20 protein-coding genes and 1 pseudogene are annotated in these 21,867 nt (G+C 42.8%); 15 read left to right on the top strand and 6 right to left on the bottom strand.

Annotation, left to right across the window (positions count from 1 at the left end):
• Nucleotides 1-57: 57 nt before the first annotated feature.
• Both znuC and znuB read left to right on the top strand, forming a co-directional pair.
• Entirely contained in the window at nt 58-753 is a 696-nt protein-coding gene (znuC, locus tag NST16_RS16485) for a zinc ABC transporter ATP-binding protein ZnuC (protein WP_010332922.1), read from the top strand.
• Nucleotides 711-1,553, top strand: coding sequence for a zinc ABC transporter permease ZnuB (gene znuB, locus NST16_RS16480; RefSeq protein WP_010332923.1), 843 nt, complete (start codon nt 711-713; stop codon nt 1,551-1,553). Before znuC ends, znuB begins: the two co-directional genes overlap by 43 nt.
• 40 nt (nt 1,554-1,593) lie before the next feature.
• Here znuB and NST16_RS16475 read toward each other — a convergent pair whose 3' ends face one another.
• Complete coding sequence (locus tag NST16_RS16475) at nt 1,594-2,589, bottom strand: LLM class flavin-dependent oxidoreductase (RefSeq protein ID WP_010332924.1); 996 nt, start codon at nt 2,587-2,589, stop codon at nt 1,594-1,596.
• Between the two features lie 285 nt (nt 2,590-2,874).
• On the opposite strand from NST16_RS16475, the gene NST16_RS16470 reads away from it, so the two are divergent.
• The 11 genes from NST16_RS16470 (at nt 2,875) to niaP (ending at nt 14,029) form a co-directional block, all read left to right on the top strand.
• Nucleotides 2,875-3,474 carry a TerD family protein gene (locus NST16_RS16470; protein ID WP_010332925.1) on the top strand — a complete coding sequence of 200 codons (600 nt, stop codon included), beginning with the start codon at nt 2,875-2,877 and terminating at the stop codon, nt 3,472-3,474.
• Between the two features lie 22 nt (nt 3,475-3,496).
• Complete coding sequence (locus NST16_RS16465; RefSeq protein ID WP_010332926.1) at nt 3,497-4,078, top strand: TerD family protein; 582 nt, start codon at nt 3,497-3,499, stop codon at nt 4,076-4,078.
• A 35-nt stretch (nt 4,079-4,113) separates the two neighbouring features.
• Entirely contained in the window at nt 4,114-4,692 is a 579-nt protein-coding gene (locus NST16_RS16460) for a TerD family protein (protein WP_010332927.1), read from the top strand.
• Nucleotides 4,693-4,743: 51 nt separating this feature from the next.
• The gene (locus NST16_RS16455) at nt 4,744-5,517 is read left to right on the top strand and encodes a TerC family protein (protein WP_010332928.1); all 774 of its coding nucleotides are present in this window, start codon (nt 4,744-4,746) and stop codon (nt 5,515-5,517) included.
• A 62-nt stretch (nt 5,518-5,579) separates the two neighbouring features.
• Nucleotides 5,580-6,740 carry an HpcH/HpaI aldolase/citrate lyase family protein gene (locus NST16_RS16450; protein WP_340887603.1) on the top strand — a complete coding sequence of 387 codons (1,161 nt, stop codon included), beginning with the start codon at nt 5,580-5,582 and terminating at the stop codon, nt 6,738-6,740.
• The gene (locus NST16_RS16445; RefSeq protein ID WP_340888402.1) at nt 6,730-8,040 is read left to right on the top strand and encodes a phosphoribosyltransferase family protein; all 1,311 of its coding nucleotides are present in this window, start codon (nt 6,730-6,732) and stop codon (nt 8,038-8,040) included. Before NST16_RS16450 ends, NST16_RS16445 begins: the two co-directional genes overlap by 11 nt.
• A 6-nt stretch (nt 8,041-8,046) precedes the next feature.
• Nucleotides 8,047-9,156 carry a cysteine protease StiP family protein gene (locus NST16_RS16440; protein ID WP_340887601.1) on the top strand — a complete coding sequence of 370 codons (1,110 nt, stop codon included), beginning with the start codon at nt 8,047-8,049 and terminating at the stop codon, nt 9,154-9,156.
• Nucleotides 9,153-9,953: an HAD family hydrolase gene (locus tag NST16_RS16435; protein ID WP_340887600.1), complete on the top strand. Its 801-nt coding sequence runs from the start codon at nt 9,153-9,155 to the stop codon at nt 9,951-9,953. The genes NST16_RS16440 and NST16_RS16435 overlap by 4 nt, the downstream gene beginning before the upstream one ends.
• A gap of 31 nt (nt 9,954-9,984) precedes the next feature.
• A complete protein-coding gene (locus NST16_RS16430; protein ID WP_010332933.1) occupies nt 9,985-11,598 on the top strand; it encodes a YceG family protein in 1,614 nt (537 codons plus the stop codon).
• Nucleotides 11,599-11,613: 15 nt separating this feature from the next.
• Nucleotides 11,614-12,705: a toxic anion resistance protein gene (locus NST16_RS16425; protein WP_010332934.1), complete on the top strand. Its 1,092-nt coding sequence runs from the start codon at nt 11,614-11,616 to the stop codon at nt 12,703-12,705.
• A 121-nt stretch (nt 12,706-12,826) separates the two neighbouring features.
• The gene (gene niaP / locus NST16_RS16420) at nt 12,827-14,029 is read left to right on the top strand and encodes a niacin permease NiaP (RefSeq protein ID WP_229149673.1); all 1,203 of its coding nucleotides are present in this window, start codon (nt 12,827-12,829) and stop codon (nt 14,027-14,029) included.
• Nucleotides 14,030-14,043: 14 nt separating this feature from the next.
• On the opposite strand, the pseudogene NST16_RS16415 reads toward niaP, so the two are convergent.
• Nucleotides 14,044-14,829, bottom strand: a pseudogene (locus NST16_RS16415) (MFS transporter); the annotation flags it as partial.
• Nucleotides 14,830-15,849: 1,020 nt separating this feature from the next.
• On the opposite strand from NST16_RS16415, the gene NST16_RS16410 reads away from it, so the two are divergent.
• Both NST16_RS16410 and NST16_RS20895 read left to right on the top strand, forming a co-directional pair.
• Nucleotides 15,850-16,008: a hypothetical protein gene (locus NST16_RS16410; protein ID WP_340887598.1), complete on the top strand. Its 159-nt coding sequence runs from the start codon at nt 15,850-15,852 to the stop codon at nt 16,006-16,008.
• A 404-nt stretch (nt 16,009-16,412) separates the two neighbouring features.
• A complete protein-coding gene (locus NST16_RS20895; protein ID WP_445684612.1) occupies nt 16,413-16,595 on the top strand; it encodes a hypothetical protein in 183 nt (60 codons plus the stop codon).
• 184 nt (nt 16,596-16,779) lie between these two features.
• Here the strand turns inward: NST16_RS20895 and dndA are convergent, their stop codons facing one another.
• From dndA to dndC, 4 genes are read right to left on the bottom strand one after another with little or no spacing between them, the layout of a single operon-like run.
• Nucleotides 16,780-17,901, bottom strand: coding sequence for a cysteine desulfurase DndA (dndA, locus tag NST16_RS16405; protein ID WP_340887597.1), 1,122 nt, complete (start codon nt 17,899-17,901; stop codon nt 16,780-16,782).
• 4 nt (nt 17,902-17,905) lie between these two features.
• Nucleotides 17,906-18,286, bottom strand: a complete 381-nt coding sequence (gene dndE, locus NST16_RS16400; protein ID WP_095714462.1) for a DNA sulfur modification protein DndE — start codon at nt 18,284-18,286, stop codon at nt 17,906-17,908.
• Nucleotides 18,283-20,277 (bottom strand): DNA sulfur modification protein DndD, encoded by a 1,995-nt coding sequence (gene dndD, locus NST16_RS16395; protein WP_340887595.1) that lies wholly within the window; start codon nt 20,275-20,277, stop codon nt 18,283-18,285. Before dndD ends, dndE begins: the two co-directional genes overlap by 4 nt.
• Nucleotides 20,278-20,295: 18 nt before the next feature.
• Nucleotides 20,296-21,867 (bottom strand): DNA phosphorothioation system sulfurtransferase DndC, encoded by a 1,572-nt coding sequence (dndC, locus tag NST16_RS16390; protein ID WP_340887594.1) that lies wholly within the window; start codon nt 21,865-21,867, stop codon nt 20,296-20,298.

Here is a 21,867-nt window from a genome sequence, read left to right as displayed (position 1 = left end):
AAAGATAGTGTGCGCCGGAGGGTGCACACTATTTCTTTGTGAGAAAGGAAGATTGACATGAATCTCGTCTCATTGAAAGATATCGTGTTTGGCTATTCCCACACGCCTGTGTTGGATAAAGTATCTCTTGATATTGAAAGCGGCGAGTTTGTCGGCATTACAGGTCCAAACGGCGCTTCTAAATCAACGCTGATAAAAGTGATGCTCGGCATGCTGAAACCGTGGGAAGGCACAGTAACAATCAGTAAAAAGAATGCAGACGGCAAACGTCTGACTATAGGGTATGTCCCGCAGCAAATTTCTTCATTTAATGCAGGTTTTCCGAGCACCGTGCTTGAGCTTGTCCAATCCGGCCGGTACACAAAAGGGAAATGGTTTAAACGTTTGAATGAAGAAGATCATATCGAAGTAGAAAAAGCCCTGAAAATGGTGGAAATGTGGGAGCTTCGCCATCGGAAAATCGGTGACTTGTCGGGCGGCCAGAAACAGAAAATCTGTATTGCCAGAATGCTTGCCAGCAATCCCGATCTCCTAATGCTGGACGAACCGACCACAGCGGTTGATTATGACAGCAGAAAAGGGTTTTACGAATTCATGCACCACTTGGTGAAAAATCACAATCGCACAGTTGTGATGGTCACTCATGAACAAAATGAAGTACAGCAGTTTTTAGATAAAGTGATTCGATTAGAGAGAGGAGAAAAAGGCGGATGGAAATGTTTGACTTGGAATTCATGCGACGAGCTTTTCTAGCAGGCGGCATGATCGCCATCATGGCCCCGATTCTAGGGGTATACCTTGTGCTTAGAAGGCAGGCCTTAATGGCTGACACACTCTCGCATATTTCACTGTCGGGTGTGGCCATCGGCTTTTTCCTCAGCACCAATATTACCGCGGCGAGCATAGTCGTTGTGACCGTCGGCGCGGTCGGAATTGAATACATGCGGCGGGCATATCGGACATACTCGGAAGTATCGATTGCCATTTTAATGGCGGCGGGTCTGTCCTTCGCGATGTTTTTAATCAGCCTTTCGAAAGGCGCGGCCACTATGAGCATTGACCAGTACTTATTCGGGTCGCTCGTGACGGTTAACCAGCAGCAGGTCTATATTATCGGCATCATTACATTGTTGATCCTGCTCTATTTTATCGTATTAAAAAGGCCGCTCTACCTGCTGACATTTGATGAAGCAACAGCCAAAACGTCCGGAATCAATACAAACATTCTGTCGATGTCATTCAGTATTGTCACTGGTCTTGCGATCTCAGTTATTATTCCGATTATCGGCGTACTGCTCGTATCGGCACTGCTCGTATTGCCGGCAGCTTTCGCCATTAGAATCGCCAAAGGCTTTAATATGGTATTTATGTCAGCCATCCTCATTTCCTTATTCAGTGTATTTATGGGGCTGACATCATCTTATCAGCTCGGCACACCGCCAGGGCCTTCCATTACCCTGCTGTTAATTGTTCTGCTCTTGATCGGATTTGCAGTTCAAGGGATATGGACGTTTATCAAAAAAGAAACCCAGCGTAAAAAAGGACGCAGGTAAAAATAAAAAGCAGTTTTTCCTTCAGGAAAAACTGCTTTTTTTATAGAAATAACTCTGCAAGACGCTCATATGATTCTTTTTTCGCCTCAAAGTCAAACACATTGCAAAGAACCATCATTTCATTTGTTTCATAGCGGTCAGCCAGCTCTAGAAGCTGCTGTTTTACAGTGCTTGGAGAACCGATGACCATGCGCTTTCTGTTTTCTCGTATTTGGTTTTTATCTGATTCGGTATAGTGGTATGCTTTCGCTTCCTCAATGCTTGGCACCCTGCTGTCCAAGCCTTTCCCGACGCGAAGAAGCCACAAATCTTGGCTTAACGCGAGCTCCTCTGCCTCTTCATCTGTTTTTGCGCAAATGACAAAGATCGTAAACAGTGCGGCTGGAGATGTGAAATGGGCTGATGGCTGAAAGTTTTCACGATAAACGCGAAACGCGCTTTCCCCTCGTTCGGGGTTGATAAAATGTCCAAATACATATCCGATTCCCTGATGGGCCGCTCGCCTTGCGCTGTTTTCCCCCAATCCAAGCACCCAAAGCTCCGGCACTGTATCAATAAGAGGCGCTGCTTTGATCCCGGCATACGGATGCCCGGCGGGAAGCGAATCGGTCAGAAAATAAGAGACATCCTGAAGCTGTCTGTTAAAATCGGTTAAGCTTTTTTTGATGCCGTCGGTTAAGGCGAGCCGGGTTTTCGTCGTTCCGCCCGGCGAACGCCCGAGGCCGAGGTCAATCCGGTTCGGATACAAGGCCTCAAGCTGGCGAAAGGTTTCGGCCACCTTAAACGGGCTGTACTGAGGCAGAAGCACACCGCCAGACCCGACACGAATCTTGTTGGTGTGAGCCGCGATGCGTGCGATCATAATTTCCGGTGCCGTGCTTGCCAGTCCTTTCGTGCTGTGGTGTTCGGCAAACCAATAACGCTTATAGCCCCACTCTTCACTTCGTCCGGCCAGCTCAACCGAATGCTGAAGGGCTGTCACGGGGCTTTCTCCTTTAGAAACAGGTGCCTGATCAAGTATGCTTAAATGAATCAAAAGGCCGCTTCCTTTCCGTTGCTTTTTAGAATGTGATACAAGAATAGGCAAAATGACTCGCTCACGTCAAATGGTTTGTTTAAGATCCGTCATTCATATGATTTGCTAAAGATATATCAAATATGGGAGATTTTTTTCGAGGATTTTCGTCAATTATTCTAAACTTTTACGAAACTTTGATATAATAAAAAACGTATATATTAATAATTTACGGCATTCAAGTTACGTTTGTACGTAAAAATAAATGTGACTATATTCACATTTCGATGATTAGGAGTGAATCGTGTGGCAATTTCTTTAGAAAAAGGTCAGCGAATTGATTTAACAAAAGGAAAAGCGGGCCTGTCAAAATTGATGGTCGGTCTCGGCTGGGACCCTGTTTCATCAGGCGGCGGCTTTTTTGGAAAGCTGCTCGGCGGAGGCGGACCAAATATTGACTGTGACGCATCAGTGCTGATGCTGGAAAACGGCAAGTTCACTGATAAGAAAAATGTCATTTATTTTGGAAACCTGAAAAGCCGCTGCGGCAGTGTCAAGCACACAGGTGACAACCTGACAGGCGACGGAGCGGGCGATGATGAGCAGATTTTAATTGATTTGGCGAAAGTGCCTGCCAACATTAATAAGCTTGTATTTGTTGTGAATATTTATGATTGCGTAAGAAGAAAACAGGATTTCGGCATGATTCAAAATGCTTTTATCCGTGTTGTTGACCAATCAAATCATGAAGAAATGCTCAAATACAATTTGAAAGACAATTATGCCGGCAGAACAAGCCTGATTACGGCTGAAATCTACCGCCAGGACGGCGAGTGGAAATTCGCGGCGGTCGGCGAAGGCACAAACGATACGAGATTAGAAGATATTGTCAACCGATACGTATAAAAGAAAAAGGAGTGGATGAAACATGGCAATTTCATTGGCAAAAGGACAAAAAGTAGATTTAACAAAAACGAATCCGGGTCTTTCAAAGGTTGTTGTCGGTTTGGGCTGGGATACGAATAAGTATGACGGCGGACATGACTTTGATCTTGACTCAAGTGTGTTTCTTTTAGATGCGTCTGGAAAATGCGCATCTCAAAACGATTTTATTTTCTATAACCAGCTTGAAGGCGGAAACGGTTCAGTCGTTCATTCAGGCGATAACCTGACAGGTCTTGGCGAGGGTGATGACGAGAATGTAAAAGTCAATCTCAGCGCCGTACCTGCCAATATCGACAAAATCTCATTTGTTATCACGATTCACGAAGCGGAAGCGCGCAGCCAAAACTTTGGACAAGTGTCAAATGCGTTTGTACGCATTGTCAATGAAGAAACAAATGAAGAGCTTATTCGTTACGATCTTGCGGAAGATTTCTCTATTGAAACGGCAATTATCGCTGGAGAGCTTTACAGACACAACGGCGAATGGAAATTCTCCGCTATCGGCTCAGGCTACCAAGGCGGTCTTGCCCGCATCGCAACAGATTACGGCTTGCAAGTCGGTTAAGACATATTACGAAGAGCAGAAAGGAGAGAGGCAGTATGGCCATTCAATTAGCAAAAGGACAGCGTGTGGATTTAACGAAAACAAATCCGGGACTCACAAAAGCGGTGATCGGTTTAGGCTGGGATACAAATAAGTACTCAGGCGGACACGATTTTGACCTGGATGCTTCAGCCTTTTTAGTGGATGCGCATGATAACTGCGTGAATGATCTCGATTTCGTCTTCTATAATAACCTTGAGCATCCGAGCGGCGGTGTCATCCATACGGGTGACAACCGCACCGGAGAAGGCGACGGAGATGATGAGCAGATCATCGTTGATTTTTCAAAAATACCTGCTCACATTGAGAAAATCGGCATCACAGTTACCATTCATGACGCGGAAGCACGCAGCCAAAACTTTGGACAAGTGTCAAACGCGTTTGTACGCGTTGCAGATGAAGAGACTCAAAATGAGCTTCTTCGCTTCGATTTGGGGGAAGATTTCTCCATTGAAACAGCCGTTGTCGTATGTGAGCTGTACAGACACGGAAACGAGTGGAAGTTCAATGCGATCGGCAGCGGTTTTTCCGGCGGCCTTGCTTCATTATGCCGGAACTACGGTTTGCAGGTGTAAGCGAGTGACAAATAAAGCAGTCACCGTTTTGAATTAATAGGAGGAAAAAACTTGGAATTTTTACATCACATCATGTCTACGTATGCTTCATTTTTCGATTGGGAAATGTGGGGGGAAGTTCTGACTGATCCGGTTTCTTGGGGTCTGATCGGTTCCCTTGTTGTGCTGGAAGGCCTTTTATCGGCCGATAACGCGTTAGTTCTTGCGGTAATGGTGAAACACCTTCCGGAAAAACAGCGTAAAAAAGCGTTAACGTATGGTTTATTCGGAGCATATATTTTCCGATTTATTTTCATCGGACTCGGTATGCTTCTCATTAAATTCTGGTGGATCAAGGTGCTTGGCGCGCTTTACCTGGCTTGGCTCGTCATTAAGCACTTTTGGATCGGAGAAAAAGAAGAGGAAGCAGACGGTATTAAGAAAAATTCTTGGATGGTCCGTACATTCGGTATCTTCTGGGCAACTGTTATTTCAGTTGAACTGATGGACCTTGCCTTTTCTGTGGACAGCATCTTAGCCGCGTTTGCGGTATCTGAAAAAGTATGGGTTCTTTTGATCGGCGGTATGCTGGGTATTTTAATGATGCGTACAGTCGCAAAAGTATTCCTTGTGCTGATCGATAAAATCCCTGAGCTTGAAAACACAGCATTCGTGTTAATCGGAATTATCGCGCTGAAAATGGCAGGGAGCGCTTTCCATTATGAAATGCCGCATTCTGTATTCTTCATTATCATTATCGCTGCATTTGCGGTAACATTTATCATTCACTATATCAACAAACAAAAGCAGGTGCGCGAACAAACAGCTGCGTCAAAAGAAGAATAAAACAAAACAAGGAGGGAGTTTCATGTCCTTCCTTTTTTGTTACAGAAAAGAGGGTGACTGGTTTGCGGTATTTCCACTATTTATCAGCGCGTCAAGAAGAGCATGTATTTTATCAAGTGCCGAAACAGGTCACGAAAGAGGCGCCGAAAAAATGGCTTGAACAAGCGCTGGGAGCCCTATTATATATGCCTGCAACCCGCCACGACATAGCCGCTATGATTACTGAACAAAAGTACGAGGATCTAACGTCCGTTGTTTTCTGCTTAGAGGATGCGATTGGGGATCATGAAGTCGAGCAGGCTGAACATAATCTCAACATTCAGCTTGAGCGCATAGAACAGGCAATTCAGCAAAACAAAATAGAACCGGAAAATCTTCCGCTCATGTTTATAAGGGTGCGTTCTCCGAAGCAGATGCAGGAGCTGGCTGGCCGCTTAAAGCACCTTCTCCATTTGTTAACCGGTTTTGTGTTTCCGAAATGTTCAGGAGTCAACGCCCGTGACTATGCGGAAACGCTGAAAAACATCTCTCGCGATAGGAGAGCGCCGATTTATGGAATGCCGATTTTAGAAACGCCCGATTTGCTTTCAAAAGAGACGCGGACAGAGGCTTTCGGAGAGCTGAGTGCGGTACTGCATCAATATCAGGACTTGATTTTAAACGTGCGAATCGGTGCGACTGATTTGTGCGGGTTATACGGCATCCGGAGAAAGCCGGGGCAAACCATCTATGATATTCGCCTGATTGCTGATTTTATGGCAGATGTCATCAATTATTTCGGCCGGACGTTTGTTGTTTCTGGACCGGTCTGGGAATATTTCCAGGCAGCGCAAAAGCCTCACCTTCTGTCAGCGCACCAGCCTTCGGAGCTGAATGAGCATGTCAAAGGTTTGGTGAAGGAAACAGAGCTTGATATCGCTAACGGGATTCACGGGAAAACGGTCATTCACCCGTCTCAGCTTAAAGCGGTAAACAGCCTGTATGTTGTATCAAAGGAAGACTATATGGATGCCTTAAGCATTATTCATCACGGAAACGGTTCAATCGGTGTGATGAAAAGCCATTTTTCCAACAAAATGAATGAAATGAAGCCCCATATGAAATGGGCTGAGAACATCATAATAAAATCAGAAATCTATGGGGTGTATCATGAAAACCGATCTTTCTCCGATTTGCTCAACGAACAGCAAAACACTTCAAATATTGGACAATATGGCGGTTGATCTGTCGGTCACTGACAATCCGCTTTCTATTCCGGAGCAAGTCTTATTTGAAATGGCGGCGCGAGTGAACAAAAAAAGGGGTTTTTTATTTGTCAGCAAAGTGCTGGGAAAGCATATTCCAGTTCATCCGCTGAAGCCGCTTTTGGCGTCAGGGCTGCTTGCTTTGGAGTACGCTGAACGAAAAACGAGCCGTGAGCTGAAGGAGAAGGCTGACATTCTGAATGGGTTTCTTTCAGGAACGGACAGCGGCCTTCGGAATGCTTATCGAACATTGCAAAAGCAGCGCGTGGCACTAGAGGAGGCGCCGCTTGTGATCGGGTTTGCGGAAACGGCGACAGCACTTGGACACGCGGTTTATGACTGCATTGAGAATGCGTCGTATGTCCATACAACACGTGAACAAATACGAAACAACGAGCCTTCCATTACATTTGTCGAGGAGCACTCCCATGCGACCGACCAGCTGTGCTATGCGGAACCTCATACGATCAACAACAATTGCCCGGTGATTCTCGTGGATGATGAAATCACAACAGGAAAAACGGCATTGCATATCATTCGGGATATACAATCGAAATTTCCCCGCAAAGAATACGCTGTTTTGTCTTTATTGGATTGGCGGACTGAGGAGCACAAACAAGCTTATGCTGAAGCGGAACGGGAATTAGGGGTTACCATATCAACAACAGCTTTACTGTCTGGGCGCATTTCCTTTAAGGGAGAGCTTTTGTCAGAGTCCATCTATGATTACAAACCGAAGCCGCAGGAATCAGCAATAAACAGAACAGACATCGACTTGTCCGGCTTCTTTGCATCCTTACCCTATCAGCCGGCCACATTCGCAGACGAGCATTTTTATGTGAAAGAAACAGGGCGATTTGGCTTAAAGGCGAGTGACAGGCAGGCCGTTCACGAGGCCTGCCGCCTAGCTGCGCAGCATGTAGAACAATATCGGAAGGGGAGAAGAACGCTTGTGCTCGGAACGGGAGAGCTGATGTACATCCCTATGAACATCGCAGCGCATCTTCACGGCTCTATTTCTTATCACTCTACTACCCGCAGTCCGATTCACCCTGTTGCCAAAGAGGGCTATGCTGTGCAGAACGGATATTCATTTATGAATCCCGAAGATGAGGGGGTTCGCCATTTTATCTATAACCTCCCCGCCGGAGCGTATGACGAAGTCTTTTTCTGTCTTGAAAAGACCGTTTCGGATGAGACGTTACAGCCGATTTTTCATATATTCAAAGAAAAAGAAGTGCCGCATATCCACATTGTAACCCTTTCAGGAAAGGCGTGATCTGAATTGACAGAGATAATTGACCGGATTGGAAGCTATCCGAAGGAGGATGTCACCTTTCTATTAAAAGATTTGTCCGCCGTTTCGATTGAAAAAAGCACGGAAGAACGGGAACGGTCGATTCAAAGCGGCACCCATTACTCTGAGATGCTGCCGATCGAATATAAGCCGACAGATGAGTATATGAAACTGTTTTATGCCTCGCTTGAAGACAGTAAACAGAAGGTTGCGTTGGCGGCCGGAGCTGTGGCGGAGCAGCTTTTCGCCAAACACGGCAACGATACGGTTTTGTGCAGCCTGGCAAGGGCGGGCACGCCGATCGGTGTATTGATTAAACGGTACATCAAAATGAAGTATCACATCTCAGTTCCGCACTACAGCATATCGATTATTCGGGACAGAGGAATTGATGAAAACGCCTTGCAGCATATGCTGGAGCATCATCCAGACGGAAAGATCGCCTTTATCGACGGCTGGACAGGCAAAGGCGCTATTACAAAAGAACTGAACCGATCCATCCAACAGTTTAACCAGCGCTGGAATACGAGACTTTCCTCAGAAATTGCGGTGCTTGCCGATCCGGGTGATTGCGCGGACATCTACGGAACGAAGGAGGATTTTCTGATTCCGAGTGCCTGCTTGAACTCTACAGTATCGGGCCTTGTCAGCCGCACGGTCTTAAATGAAAAATGGATCGGGCCGGATGATTTTCACGGGGCGAAATATTACCGTGAGCTGAGCGAAGAGGATGTTTCTGTATTCTATATTGAAACGATAGCCGAGCAATTTCCGTCTATTTTTAAAGAAGCAGAACGCCTGGCGATTGGCTTGCAGCGCGCACGTATGAAACCGGATTGGAGCGGCTTGGTTTCCATTGAGACGATCCGAGAGCAATTTGGCATCAACAATACGAACCTGATCAAACCGGGAGTCGGAGAAACGACCCGTGTGCTTCTTCGCAGAGTGCCTTGGAAAATACTAATTCAGCCTGGCGCTGAAGAAACGCTGAAACATATTCTTTTACTGGCAAAGGATCGGGGAGTGCCTGTAGAAGAATACGAGAACATGTCTTACAGCTGCTGCGGGCTGATTCGTCCGGCGGAGAAAAGCCTATGAACGCGTTTGCCAGCGATTTAGACAGAACATTAATTTATTCAAGGCGCATGATCGGCACGCCCGATAAGGAGGCCGGGATTGAGCTGATTGAAACATTAAATGGGCGGGAGCTTTCTTATATTTCCTCAGCCGTAAAAGAACATATAAATCAGATTCAGAAGGATCACTATTTTATTCCCGTCACCACGCGTACAAACGAACAGTATAAGAGAATCCTATGTTTCCAGCAGGACATTGTGCCGGAATATGCGGTGACAACAAATGGCGGATGCATCTTAAAGGACGGCGAGCCTCTGAAAGAGTGGGACGAGCTGATGAAAGAGGAGCTGGCGTCGTGTCTGCCGATCGAGGCCATGCTGCGGGAAATTGCAGGTCTCTCGTTATCAGATGCGGTAAAAAGAACCCGAATCGCCCATCACTATTTTGTGTATCTCATTTTACATGAGGAAAAAATACCGTACATCGATATATCCGCTGTGAAAAAGTGGGGAGCCGATAAGGGCTGGCAAGTATCCCTGCAGGGGCGAAAGCTTTACTTTATTCCCAATCCGCTTAATAAGTGGAAAGCGGTCGAATACCTGAAATCCAGGCTCTCTCTTGATGAAATCTATACGGCTGGAGATTCTCTGCTTGACCTTGAACTGATCCGGGAAGCCGATTTTGGCATCGCACCCGCGCACGGCGAGGTATTAAGTCACGATCCGAAACTTCACAAAACGGCTGCAAGCGGCATGCTGGCGGGAGAAGAAATCACAGCGTTAGTTTTATCGCAAATATCCAAATTAAAACACGTATAAAACACAAAAAAAAACCAGAAAGGAGGATATGATGAGACAAGAAGAGTTAACCATCCATAAAGCTGTTCCGGCTCATGGCGATTGGAAAAGTATGCTGTTTCAGCCATTGCCGGAGCGGGATCACTATGAGAATGAACAAGGTCTTTCTTTTTCGCGGCTTGCCGGGCAAATACTGGGCACGCCCATTGATGAGACCGACTACTTTAACGAGCTGTATGATCTTTCTGTAAACGATCATATTTATGTCCTGAGCGAAACGCTTGATAAAACAATTGCACCTGAAACTTTTCAGGCGCTTCAGCATATTCATTCCATCAATCAGCAGGAAAAAGGCCTTTCGGTCAGCCGCTTTGTCGCCTTTCTGGACGGGGAACAGCTGATTGCGAAGCATTCCAATCCCATGTTGCACCGCCATTTAAGAAAAGCACTGATGACGCTGTTACATACCTTTGCCGAAAATCATGAGCAGGGACTGAATCACCCTGATTTTCGCAGAGTGCTTCTTGATGTTTCAAAGTTTTCCTTGAACCACCTGAATCCTTGGCTGGAAAAAGCCGATATAGAGCGGGAGATGCCGAAGGTGGTCTGGTATGGAGACGCGACGAAAAGTCAGCTGTATTTCTTATATTACTTGATGCTTGTCGGCTGTGATGTCCTATTGTTCCATCCCGCGGGAACCGATCAGCTGACGCTCGTTGATCCTAAGCAGGAGCTAAGCTTCACGGAAAAGCTTCCGGATGTCTCAGACCTTCAGCCATTCCCGAAAGAAAAACCTGACCGTAAATCAACGGTGGCGTATCGATCGACAAAGGAATTTGAGCATGTGCTGAATCACGAGGAATCCATGCTGTACAAGCCTTGGCAGTTCAGAGATCACACACCGGTTTCCGTGACGCTGAAAACGACCTATGATGAATTGTTTTTAATTGCGAAAGAACGTGCGTTTATTCGCCCGAATTTCAAAGCCGATAAACATTCAATCGACATTCCGAATGTGTTTGCCAAAATTATGGGCGTGTCGAAGGACAATAAAGAATATTGGAACAGACTTCATACAATGGCGGATTATCCGGAAACAGAAATGGTTCGAAGCTTTCCGCTTACAGAAGAAATCAGATCGAACTATCAATTTCATTACAGCCACGCGCTTGATCATGAAGGAAACATTGATCCGGAAAAGCTGATCGCAAGCAATGTATGGCAGTACAAACAGCTTCCGGCAGGCATTCAGACCGCGATCGCCAAAACGATCTCGAGAATGTGCAGACACCCGCGGCTGAAGGCATTGCATCAGGAACAGGTCAAGGATGTTCAGATCTACTTGTTTAAACAAACAACAAACCTTCCTGCTAACCTGCTGAAATTGATTCAAATGTTCGACTATGCGCAGACCGTTCCGAAACTGGTGCTGTATCATACGGAAATGAACGGTGAGCTCACACGCTCAGACGCCGCAGCCCTGCTGTTTTTGAATGAAATCGGCATTGATATCGTCATTTATAATCCTCCCGGACATCAAGACATTGAGCATTATATCGAAGAGGATCAGTATGATATTCACTGGCTGGACGACATGGTGTTTCAGCAGGACTATAAAGAGCCCTCGCTCGTGAAAAGGCTGTTCAGAACGATTACCCAAAAGTAAGGAGAGAAAAAAAGCATGACAACAGAAAATCAAAATCCGCTTGTTCTCGATAAAAACGAAGAAATTTCTCAGCAAAAGGCAGACGATATCCGCCTGCAGCTCCGCCAGGAACCAGAGGTGCAGCGCCTCGCCCAGCAAATTGACGTGAAAAACCAAATGGAGCTGCTGGAGTACGGAAAGGAGCCGGCTGTTGAAATTTCCAAGTTCTCTGACCGCATCTTGGGGATGATGAAAACAACAAGCGTGACAGATTCAGGCACGATGCTGACTCAGCTTGGAAAAATCATGGACCGCTTTGACAAAAATGATTTTGACGAACCCAAGGGACTGATGGCCAAAATCTTTAAACGCGGCGGCAGCATGATTGAGAAAATCTTTAAAAAGTATCAGACGCTTGGCGGAGAAATTGAAAAAATCAACGTTGAGATTTCTAAATATAAAGATGAGATGACAAAAACAAACTACACGCTCGATGAAATGTATGAAAACAATATCAACTACTACATGGAGCTTGAAAAATACGTTGTTGCCGGTCAAATGAAGCTGGAAGAGATGCAGTCAATCCTTCCTTCCTATGAAGAAAAAGCGGCAAGCGGAAACCAGCTTGCGCAAATGCAGCTCGATACGCTGCGCAACGGCATTCAGGCGCTTGAGGAACGCGTGTATGATCTTGATATGGCGCGAATGGTGGCGCTTCAAACCGCACCGCAGATCCGTCTCCTTCAGCGCGGTAATGCTAAGCTGATCGGCAAGATCAACTCTGCTTTTATTATCACGATTCCGATTTTCAAAAATGGCATTATTCAGGCCGTTACAGTGAAACGCCAAAAGCTTGTGGCTGACTCTATGAGCGAGCTTGACCGCCGGACAAACGAGATGCTGAAACGCAATGCGGAGAACATCTCGAATCAGAGTGTTGAAATTGCCAGAATGGCCGGCAGACCGAGCATTGATATAGAAACGATCGAATCCTCTTGGAACACGATTGTCAGCGGCATGCAGGAAACAAAACAAATCGAAGAAGAAAACAAACGCCTCCGGGAAGAGGGCGCAAGACGAATTGCCCAGCTGCAGGATAATATTAAAAAAGCAGCATTACAGCAATAAAAAGACCCCCGCTTGTGAATCATAAGCGGGGTTTTTGATTGACATCAATTAGGTAATGACAATGTGTAAAGACAGGTGTAAACTTAAACGGTAATCATTTTGCATATCAGAGGTGTTGGCTATGGGAAAACAACAGCCTATATCCCAGCGTAAGCTGCTGGGTGTCGCCGGTTTAGGGTGGCTGTTTGATGCAATGGATGTCGGAATATTATCGTTTATTATCGCCGCGCTCCACGTGGAGTGGAATCTTTCGCCCGAAGAAATGAAATGGATCGGAAGCGTGAATTCCATCGGCATGGCTGTGGGTGCGTTTTTATTTGGATTGCTGGCTGATCGAATCGGCCGTAAAAAAGTATTTATCATTACCCTTTTATGCTTTTCAATCGGAAGCGGGATATCAGCTTTCGTCACAAGCTTATCGGCATTTCTCATTCTCCGTTTTGTGATTGGGATGGGACTTGGCGGCGAACTGCCTGTCGCTTCAACACTTGTTTCGGAAGCGGTTGTGCCTGAAAAGCGGGGCCGGGTCATTGTGCTTCTCGAAAGCTTTTGGGCTGTGGGCTGGCTGGCAGCGGCGCTTATTTCCTATTTTGTCATTCCAAGCTTCGGCTGGCAGGCGGCTTTGCTTTTAACCGCACTTTCGGCGTTTTATGCGCTGTACTTGCGGACAGGATTGCCTGATTCGCCAAAGTACGAATCGCTTTCTATGAAAAAGAAATCGGTGTGGGAGAACGTTAAAAGCGTTTGGGCGAAACAGTATGTACGGCCGACTGTGATGCTGTCGATCGTCTGGTTCTGCGTTGTCTTTTCTTATTATGGCATGTTTTTATGGCTGCCGAGTGTGATGCTGTTAAAAGGATTCAGTATGATTCAAAGCTTTGAATATGTTCTGCTGATGACGCTTGCTCAGCTTCCGGGCTATTTTTCGGCTGCGTGGCTGATCGAAAAGGCGGGCCGGAAATGGATACTGGTCATTTATTTGATTGGAACAGCGGGAAGCGCGTATTTCTTCGGAACGGCAGATTCCTTAGGTCTGCTGCTGACGGCTGGAATGCTGTTATCCTTTTTTAATCTTGGCGCGTGGGGCGTGCTGTATGCCTATACACCGGAGCAATACCCAACAGCGATTCGCGCGACAGGCTCAGGAACCACAGCGGCGTTTGGAAGAATCGGCGGCATTTTCGGCCCGCTGCTCGTCGGAACACTCGCCGCCCGCCATATTTCGTTTTCAGTGATTTTTTCAATCTTTTGCATTGCCATTTTACTGGCGGTCGTGTGTATTTTGATTATGGGGAAAGAAACGAAACAAACTGAGCTTGAATAAACAAAAGCACCTCATCATGAGGTGCTTTTTACATGGAAACCGGCAGCTTTCGGTTTGTTTTTTCTGCTTGTTTGATAAAGGGCCATAGACAGGACAAATAAAATCGCTGTAAACGCCGTAACAGCTCCAAAATGATGCGTGTTTTGATATAAAAGTCCGGCAAGGCATGTGCCGACAGTGGTTCCTGCATACATAGCCGCATTGGAAAGAGATGCAATTGTTCCGCGTGCGTTCGGTGAAATGGATTGGAATATCCCCATCATTAACGGGAAAATGATCCCTGCTGTAAAGAAAGTCAGAAAAAAGCTGGTTTCTACAATAAATAAGGTAGGGAAGAAAGGAAGAGAAAAATAGAGCACACCCATCAGCAGCATGCCGCTCATTAATGTCTTACACGTTCCGAGCTTTGATGCAATTTTGTTTCCTATAAGGCTTCCAAGCATATTTCCCAGCCCCAGTACAAGCATAGCGGCCCCGATTTGGGCTACGGTTAAATGATAATCTGCAGAAAGCCAGGTGCCGAGAAAGCTGAACGAGGCGAAATTTCCTGTTTGAAAGAGAAAATAGGCAAGCAGGATCATTGATGTCTTTGGCAGTGAAAACAGTTCACGATAAGGGCTGAATATAGATGAACGGTGTGCTGCCGATTTTGCAGGATGAATGTCTGGCATGGCCGCCGCCAAAATGAACAGGAGAACCAGCGAGCCTGCTGACAGTACAAAAAAGGGTGTGTGCCAAGTAAAGGAAGCCAAAAATCCGCCGATCGGAAGCCCGAGCATTTGTGAAGCAGCTAATCTTGCGGGGAAATGACGTCATTCCCCCCCTTCTATTTTTAACAAACGGATGCTGTCTATCAGACTATTTGATCTGCACCTAATTTTAAAGGCATAGATTTGTCTAATGGAAATGGCGCGTATTTTATAGATCTGGAGTATTATTTTACGTTTTTAAAAGAATTGACGAACCCTCCTGTTGGATTTCTTTTCAGGATCTGAATTACTATGATGTAATTAATGCTGTAAGAGATCTGGGCCATTACATGGGCTGTAAACCAGTATAAGTAACAAATTAAAAAGGGGACAAAGCCTATATCTGGCTTTTAGGTTCAGATGGAGGCGTCATTGCTTCCGGCAAGGTTCTTAATGATCCCGAAATGATGCATTCGAATCCTGATGATCTTTATTACTAAAAGGGTGCTTTAAACACTGAATCTTATTTAACAGTTGAGATTGAACTTCAGGTAAAACTTCTGGATGATATTATAAAAAGAACCACCCTGCTTACAGGCGAGCGAACGAATGGAGATCTTAACATATCTAGGTGCAACCAATTTTCGAGTGGAAAAAGAGGAAGAAGCGGTGATTGAAAGTATCTTAAACGGCAGCTACGAACAGGTAAGTTGCTGTTCGTAATCAAAGTAAAGTGAATAATCAAGCCCTTGTTCCAGACGACAAAGATGTGTCTTATGAAAGCTATACGGCAGAAGTTTTTTATCTGATGTATACTTGAATAAAGATAAATACAACAGGCTTAAGAACTTGCTACTTAAAAAGAAAAATCTTATCTTGCTGGGTGTACCTGGCGTTGGATTTTTGATGGGTGATAAAGATAAAAGCCGCGTAATGGTGGTTCAGTTTCACTAGAGTTATAGTTATGAAGTTTTTTTGAAGGGGAACCGCCCTACCGAAAAAGGATTTTCTTTATTCAACGGCACTTTCTATCAATTTTGCAAAGACACAAAGCTTGATGACCGGCCCTATTTCTTTTTTATTGATGAAGTAAACCGCGGTAACCTGAGCTAGATCTTTGGTAAATTATCAATGTTAATTGAAAACGACAAACGCGGAAAAGAACTCTGTTTGCTGTATTCAGGTGAGCAGTTTTCCGTTCCTGACAACGTCTATATTATCGGCATGATGAAGCAGACAGAAGTCTTGCCCTACTTAATTACGCACTGCGCCGCCGGTTCGCTTTTTTAGAGTTTGAACCTGCTTTTGAAAGTTAAGGATTTAAGCAATATCAAGCAAGTCTAGCGAATGAAAAGTTTGATCGCTTGATAAATACCGTAATGGCTTTGAATAACGTTATTGAAGAAGATCCTTCATTAGGAAAGGGGGTTCTTCATTGGTCACAGTTATTTTTCTACCAGCGGGGATGTGGAAGATGACTGGCTGTCAGACGTTGTAGAATATGAATTAATACCGTTGTTCAATAATATTGTTTCAATTAACCATCGAAACTAGAACACTGGGCTGGCAAACTGTGATGCTGTTTGTGATAAAAATTAAAAATATCTATAATAATGGTTTATGCTAATTAAACATTAAATGAAACAGGTTTTAAAAGCATTCAGGTGGAAGAGTTTAAAAATCTTCATGACTTGATGGCAGCTACCTTTATTAAAGGCGTAAGTAAAAACGGTATACACAAAGATTATTTTGTTCAAACGGAAGCTACGAGCAGTTTGCGGGGGAAAATTAATGTAACGGGTTCTGTGGAGCAAAATACGCTCATGATGCGGAGTATGGTTTGCCGTATAATGAATTTCTCGAGAACACCATATTAAATCAGATTTTAAAAACAGCAATACAGCTTTTTATTTGACGTTGAAGTCTTAAAATAAACTTTGAGAGATATAGGATAAGGTATTGATTCAAAAAGAAATTTCAGTGTATTTTTTTTCAAGTTAGGGATACTTATATCTAAAAAAAAGGACATCTCATCTAAATAGAAAGAATGTCCTGTGTGTATTACAAGCTTTTAAATATTTCTAATTCATCTAGTGATATAGTGGAGGATAGAGAAAAACGTATAGTAGATCGTACTTCTTCAAGTGATAAGCCAATATTCTGTAAAACATGACTTGGTTTACTGGAGCTGCAAGCTGAACCAGTTGAAACAGCTGCAACCGGTGCAAGATTACGTACTAACGTTTCATTATTAATCCCTTTAAATTGAATGCTTAAGATGCCTGGAATCTTGTCTTTAGTATCATTGTTAAACTTTATTTTATCTTCAAACTTACTTGAAAGGATAGAAGTTAACTCTTGCTCTAATTTTTGTAATTGCTCAATGTTTTGCTTTAAAGTTTTTGTTGCAAGCTCGGCTGCTTTCCCCATACCGACAATATTGTGGACCGGCAGAGTTCCACTTCGAATATCACGTTCCTGCCCACCTCCATGGAGGAGGGGAGTGATCTGAATAGGTAAACCAAGATCATCTTTACGTAAAACTGATACCCCAACTCCTTTAGGACCATGAAATTTGTGAGCAGAGAACGATACAAAGTTAATCCCTTCAATTTCAGATAAATCTATAGCAACTTTACCGATTACTTGTGTTGCATCAGTATGAAAAAATACGCCATGTTCTTTACAAATCGCTGCTATATCTGAAATGGGGTTCAAAGAACCGAGTTCATTATTGCCCCACATAATCGAAATAAGGATTGGTTTCTCATTCAAGATAATATCCTGTATCTGTTCGGTACTTACTCTTCCAAAAGCATCAACGTCTAAGTACGTTATTTTAAATCCAATGCTTTCTAAATATTTACATGTTTCGAGAACAGAAGGATGTTCGACCTTTGACGTGACAATATGGTTTCCATTTTCTTTGAAGGAGTGGGCAACACCCTTTAGTATAAAATTATTGCTTTCTGTAGCTCCGCTTGTAAAAATCACTTCGTCTTCATCGCAGCCAACGAGTCGAGAGACGTTTTGACGTGCTGTCTCAACAGCGGTTTTTGCATTGATAGCTAAGGAGTAGTATTTGCTTGAAGGGTTTCCAAACTCTTCAAGTAAAAATGGCAACATCGCTTCTTTTACTTCAGGTAATACTTGCGTAGTAGCACTGTTATCCAAATAAAGCATCTTTTCACTCCTCGTTGTAGCGAAGTAAATTCACTTGAAATTTTTCATTATTTCCAGCGTGTTTATATTCGTTTTCAAGAAGAACGATCCCTCTTTCAAGGTGAGCGTTAAATAGGATAGGGAAGTATTCTTCATCTGAAATTTCTCTTTTAGCGTGCTGTGCAATAAGCGTTTTATAGGCAAAATCAAAATCTCCTGTTAACACACTTCGATCTATTTCAAATCCCCCACCTGCTTTATCATTAGGCAAATCTGGCATTGATGCTTCTCTAGTTGATAGCCCTACAGCTAAGCGAACTAATACATTACGGGTATGATTTGTATAACTCTGCAGCTCGGCCAATTTATCAGATGTTTTCTTTGAAATCTTTAAACGATTACTCATATCATTTGCTCCTCACCTTGAAACTTAAAGTATTGATGAGAAATCTCTGTTTTTCTCTTTTCAGTATTAAATTCTAATAGATAGCGATGTGATACGTGGTTTTTCAGTAATTTATAATGATCTTCGTCTACTTCAGAGTTGGTGGATAGAATGAGAACTTGCTCTCCACAAGAAGGAATAAAGTCTACTAACACATTTCGTTTATGTGTTTTATCTAAGCGGCCAAGAAGAGTGTCAAAGATAAAAGGTACACGCCGTCCTGAACATTTGAACATAGCCCAGATTAAAGAAAGTAACAGAATCTGCTTCTCGCCAGCTGATAGGGTTTCTTTCGAAATTATTTCCCGGTCCTGATCATAAAGAGTAACTTCAAATGTTTCAGGATTAATTCGGATAACCGGTATATATTGATGTTTACGCATTAATTTGTTCAGCATTTGAGTCGCTTCTATTTGAACTTGCTGTAATTTCTTTTGGTGTTGCAACTTTTGAAACTCTGTACTTAGCTTCATAAGATTTTGAGCAATGGTAAACGAGTTTCGTTTTTTATTACCTTGTTCTTCTACCTTTTGTTTTGCTTCGATTAATTGTGATAGTGTTAAGAGTTCTTTTTCTTTATCTTCTAATTCACTTCTACTTTCTTCGATCGCTTTTTCCAGTGTGAAGATTTCAGCTTTTATTTGTTCCATCCGGTTTAACATTTCGATAAATTCATTAGCTGAGTCATTTATATTCATCCGTTGTCGTAATAACTGTGATTTCACAAGCATTTCTTTATTTTGGTCGATTAGGTCAATATATTTTTCTGATGTTTCTTTTTCAATCGCATTGAGCACCATTTCCACTTCAGCCCGTTGAGAAGGGGAGACCCGATGAATATAAATGACATCAGATTGATTTGGTTTCAACATATTAAGGAGTAATTCCTGTAAATCTGTAGCAGATTGCTCTTTGATTAAACTATTTGATGAATTTTGGAGCGCTTCAGTAAGGCGTTCAACAGTCAATTTTTGTTCTAGTTGATTATATAAGGCTAGTTTTTCTTCTTCTTCAATTTGCTGTTTTGCTGCCATTAAAAGATCTTTATTTAGATACAATGGTAACAGTGTCTGAATAAAATCTCGGATCTTCTCTGAATTTTGTTTGCGTACTGCTTCGATTGCACGCATTTGCTCATTCAGTTTGTCTCTTTCTTCTTTTACCAGCCCACCGTGTGTTTCAAAATCTTTCTTAATAGAAGCGTAGGTTTCTTGGAGTTTTTCTATTCTTAACAAACTTTTATTTATTTGTTCTTTTAATTTTATATTGTATAGCGTTTTTTCTTTTTTTTCATTTTGTAAATTGAAAATCTCTTGTTCTAGAGCAGAAAGTTGTTTTTCATCAATTTCCTGCTTTAAGTAAGATAATAAATCTCCTTCCAAACTATTAAACAAGTCTAGGTTAAAAACCACTGTAGACAATTCTCGAAGGTAAGATGCCAATTTGTTTTCAATAATAATTCTAGAGATTTCTTCACCGTCAAACAAGCATAAATCAAATAACTTTGGAGGAAATAGTTCTCTAAGACGGGAACGTTGTATGTCCGTTTCAGCTTCGTTCAAAAAGCGTCCATCTTTCATAATTTCAAAATATTCTTTTACAGCTTGTCCTTTCGTTTTCCAAGAACGCTTAAATTTGTACGTATGGGTAATATAATTTTCGGTTTCGCTAAATACAATTGTAATCGAAAAGCTGGATTGCTCTTGCTTTCTAGCTTGGGCATTAAGATAAGAATAAACACGTCTGTAATATTCATCGTTTTCCGTCTTATAACCATAGCTATAACATCCAAATAAGCCTAGTTTAATCGAATTAAGAAACGTTGTTTTGCCGGCTCCGTTTTCTCCACCTATTAACGTGACATTCTTTTGGGATGATTGGTGTGAGAGATCAAAATGATTTTGGTCCTTGTAAGACCCGATATTTTCTAGATGTAATTCCTTAATTAACATAAGTTTCCCCCAGATGCATTACAGGTGTAAGTAATCCTGTTTTAATACTTTTTCAATATCCTGCATAAGACCGCGTCGTACTTTGTATCCTGCATAGTTTTTTTCTAACGAAATAAGCTTTTTTAACGATTTAAAATCCACATTATGTTTTTGACATAAGCTCTCTAAATCCGTGAGTTGTTCAGAATCAAATAAAGGCCGATCATCTTGTTCCCAGTCTAAGGTGTAACCCATTACTTCCTCGAAGATCGGTGGAAGAGAATCTTCCCAATCTCCGTTTTCAAGCCAATAGCGTCGGATGACGCGCAATTCTTCTTCTTTAATTAGTTCAAAATTTTCTTCTTCAGGATGTTGCAAGTTTTTTTGAACTTCTAGAAGTCTCTTTAAAATTTCTTTTCTTGCTTCCATTGTGTACGGGCCAAGACCTAATTGTCCGTAAGCTCCGTTCTCATCCTCGATTAAGATAGCTGGATCGTATGAAGAGCTTAAATCAATATTATTCTCATCGAGATATGATTTTAAATTCTCTTTTTTCACAATAGTGTATTTATCTAGAGCAATATATTGTTTAGGACGTTGTGATTTCTTTGGGATAACGACATACTCTTGTCCGTCATCTCCAATTTCTGTTTTAATCGGATTAAAATAAATTTGTCCACCCATGCGATACTTCATTCTCATTTCTCGATCATCTCGGATAGAAGCTAACCAATTTCTGAAAGCTAATAATGGTTTTAACCATTCTGAACCGCTAATAATAAAGCCGTTTAATGCTTTATCCTCATTTACCACAGTGCATACCCAGCAGCCGAAACGACTATTGCCACAAGAACCAGCACTTTCCTTAATGTTTTTGTCAACAACAAGAGGGCATTCACCACTGCTAGAATCTTGATACAATTTATTTAATTCATGGTTATCGTTTCCCCATGGTGAAGGATAAGAGAGCAAGTAGTCCCAAACATCGTTGACACTAAACTTGCGGATCGGTGCAAATACAAAAGCGTTGGTTAAAGATGTATGTCTCATTAATTCTTTTCCTTCTACTGTATGAGACTTTAAAACATTATCACGGCTTTGGCTTTCATTTTCACGAACACCTAGGACCATGACAACTTCTCCAAACTTTGAAACCTTGTCCATAATAAATGCATTAGCCGGTTCAATCTTTAAGCGGTCCGTACACCAGCGAAATGACTGATTTGGAGAAGGATATCCTTTCCCAATAATATTTGACCAGAAAGACTGCTCGTACTGTGGTTTTACTTTGTGCGTTTCAATAGGTAAATCACGTTTTAAGGCTTCTTCTTGTATACGTCTCAAAGTTGTATCAATCGAATTAATAATTAAGGGAGTTTCGACAAGAGTATCTGATGAAATCACATACACTTTTTTATGTAACTCCTCAACAGAAAGTTCGCTTAAAGTTTCGAACACAAGTTGAACAACAACGGTTGAATCTTTCCCGCCGCTATATCCTACTACCCAAGGACGATTATCAGAAAGGTATACTTCCTTAATAAGCTTTTTTGTTTCCTCTATTTGGTTACTTTGTTGTTCGAATAAATTTCCAATTAAATTATCAAGCAT

It is taken from the genome of Bacillus sp. FSL K6-1005 (genome assembly GCF_038000225.1).
GTDB lineage: Bacteria > Bacillota > Bacilli > Bacillales > Bacillaceae > Bacillus > Bacillus mojavensis.
This window is presented reverse-complemented; position numbering and strand designations above follow the sequence as displayed.

Coding starts and splice junctions, on each gene's coding strand:
- znuC (WP_010332922.1), top strand. CDS start 58: ATGAATCTCGTCTCATTGAAAGATATCGTGTTTGGCTATTCCCACACG.
- znuB (WP_010332923.1), top strand. CDS start 711: ATGGAAATGTTTGACTTGGAATTCATGCGACGAGCTTTTCTAGCAGGC.
- NST16_RS16465 (WP_010332926.1), top strand. CDS start 3,497: ATGGCAATTTCATTGGCAAAAGGACAAAAAGTAGATTTAACAAAAACG.
- NST16_RS16460 (WP_010332927.1), top strand. CDS start 4,114: ATGGCCATTCAATTAGCAAAAGGACAGCGTGTGGATTTAACGAAAACA.
- NST16_RS16445 (WP_340888402.1), top strand. CDS start 6,730: ATGGCGGTTGATCTGTCGGTCACTGACAATCCGCTTTCTATTCCGGAG.
- NST16_RS16435 (WP_340887600.1), top strand. CDS start 9,153: ATGAACGCGTTTGCCAGCGATTTAGACAGAACATTAATTTATTCAAGG.
- NST16_RS16430 (WP_010332933.1), top strand. CDS start 9,985: ATGAGACAAGAAGAGTTAACCATCCATAAAGCTGTTCCGGCTCATGGC.
- NST16_RS16425 (WP_010332934.1), top strand. CDS start 11,614: ATGACAACAGAAAATCAAAATCCGCTTGTTCTCGATAAAAACGAAGAA.
- niaP (WP_229149673.1), top strand. CDS start 12,827: ATGGGAAAACAACAGCCTATATCCCAGCGTAAGCTGCTGGGTGTCGCC.
- NST16_RS16410 (WP_340887598.1), top strand. CDS start 15,850: ATGTTAATTGAAAACGACAAACGCGGAAAAGAACTCTGTTTGCTGTAT.
- NST16_RS20895 (WP_445684612.1), top strand. CDS start 16,413: ATGGCAGCTACCTTTATTAAAGGCGTAAGTAAAAACGGTATACACAAA.
- dndA (WP_340887597.1), bottom strand. CDS start 17,901: ATGCTTTATTTGGATAACAGTGCTACTACGCAAGTATTACCTGAAGTA.
- dndE (WP_095714462.1), bottom strand. CDS start 18,286: ATGAGTAATCGTTTAAAGATTTCAAAGAAAACATCTGATAAATTGGCC.
- dndD (WP_340887595.1), bottom strand. CDS start 20,277: ATGTTAATTAAGGAATTACATCTAGAAAATATCGGGTCTTACAAGGAC.
- dndC (WP_340887594.1), bottom strand. CDS start 21,867: ATGCTTGATAATTTAATTGGAAATTTATTCGAACAACAAAGTAACCAA.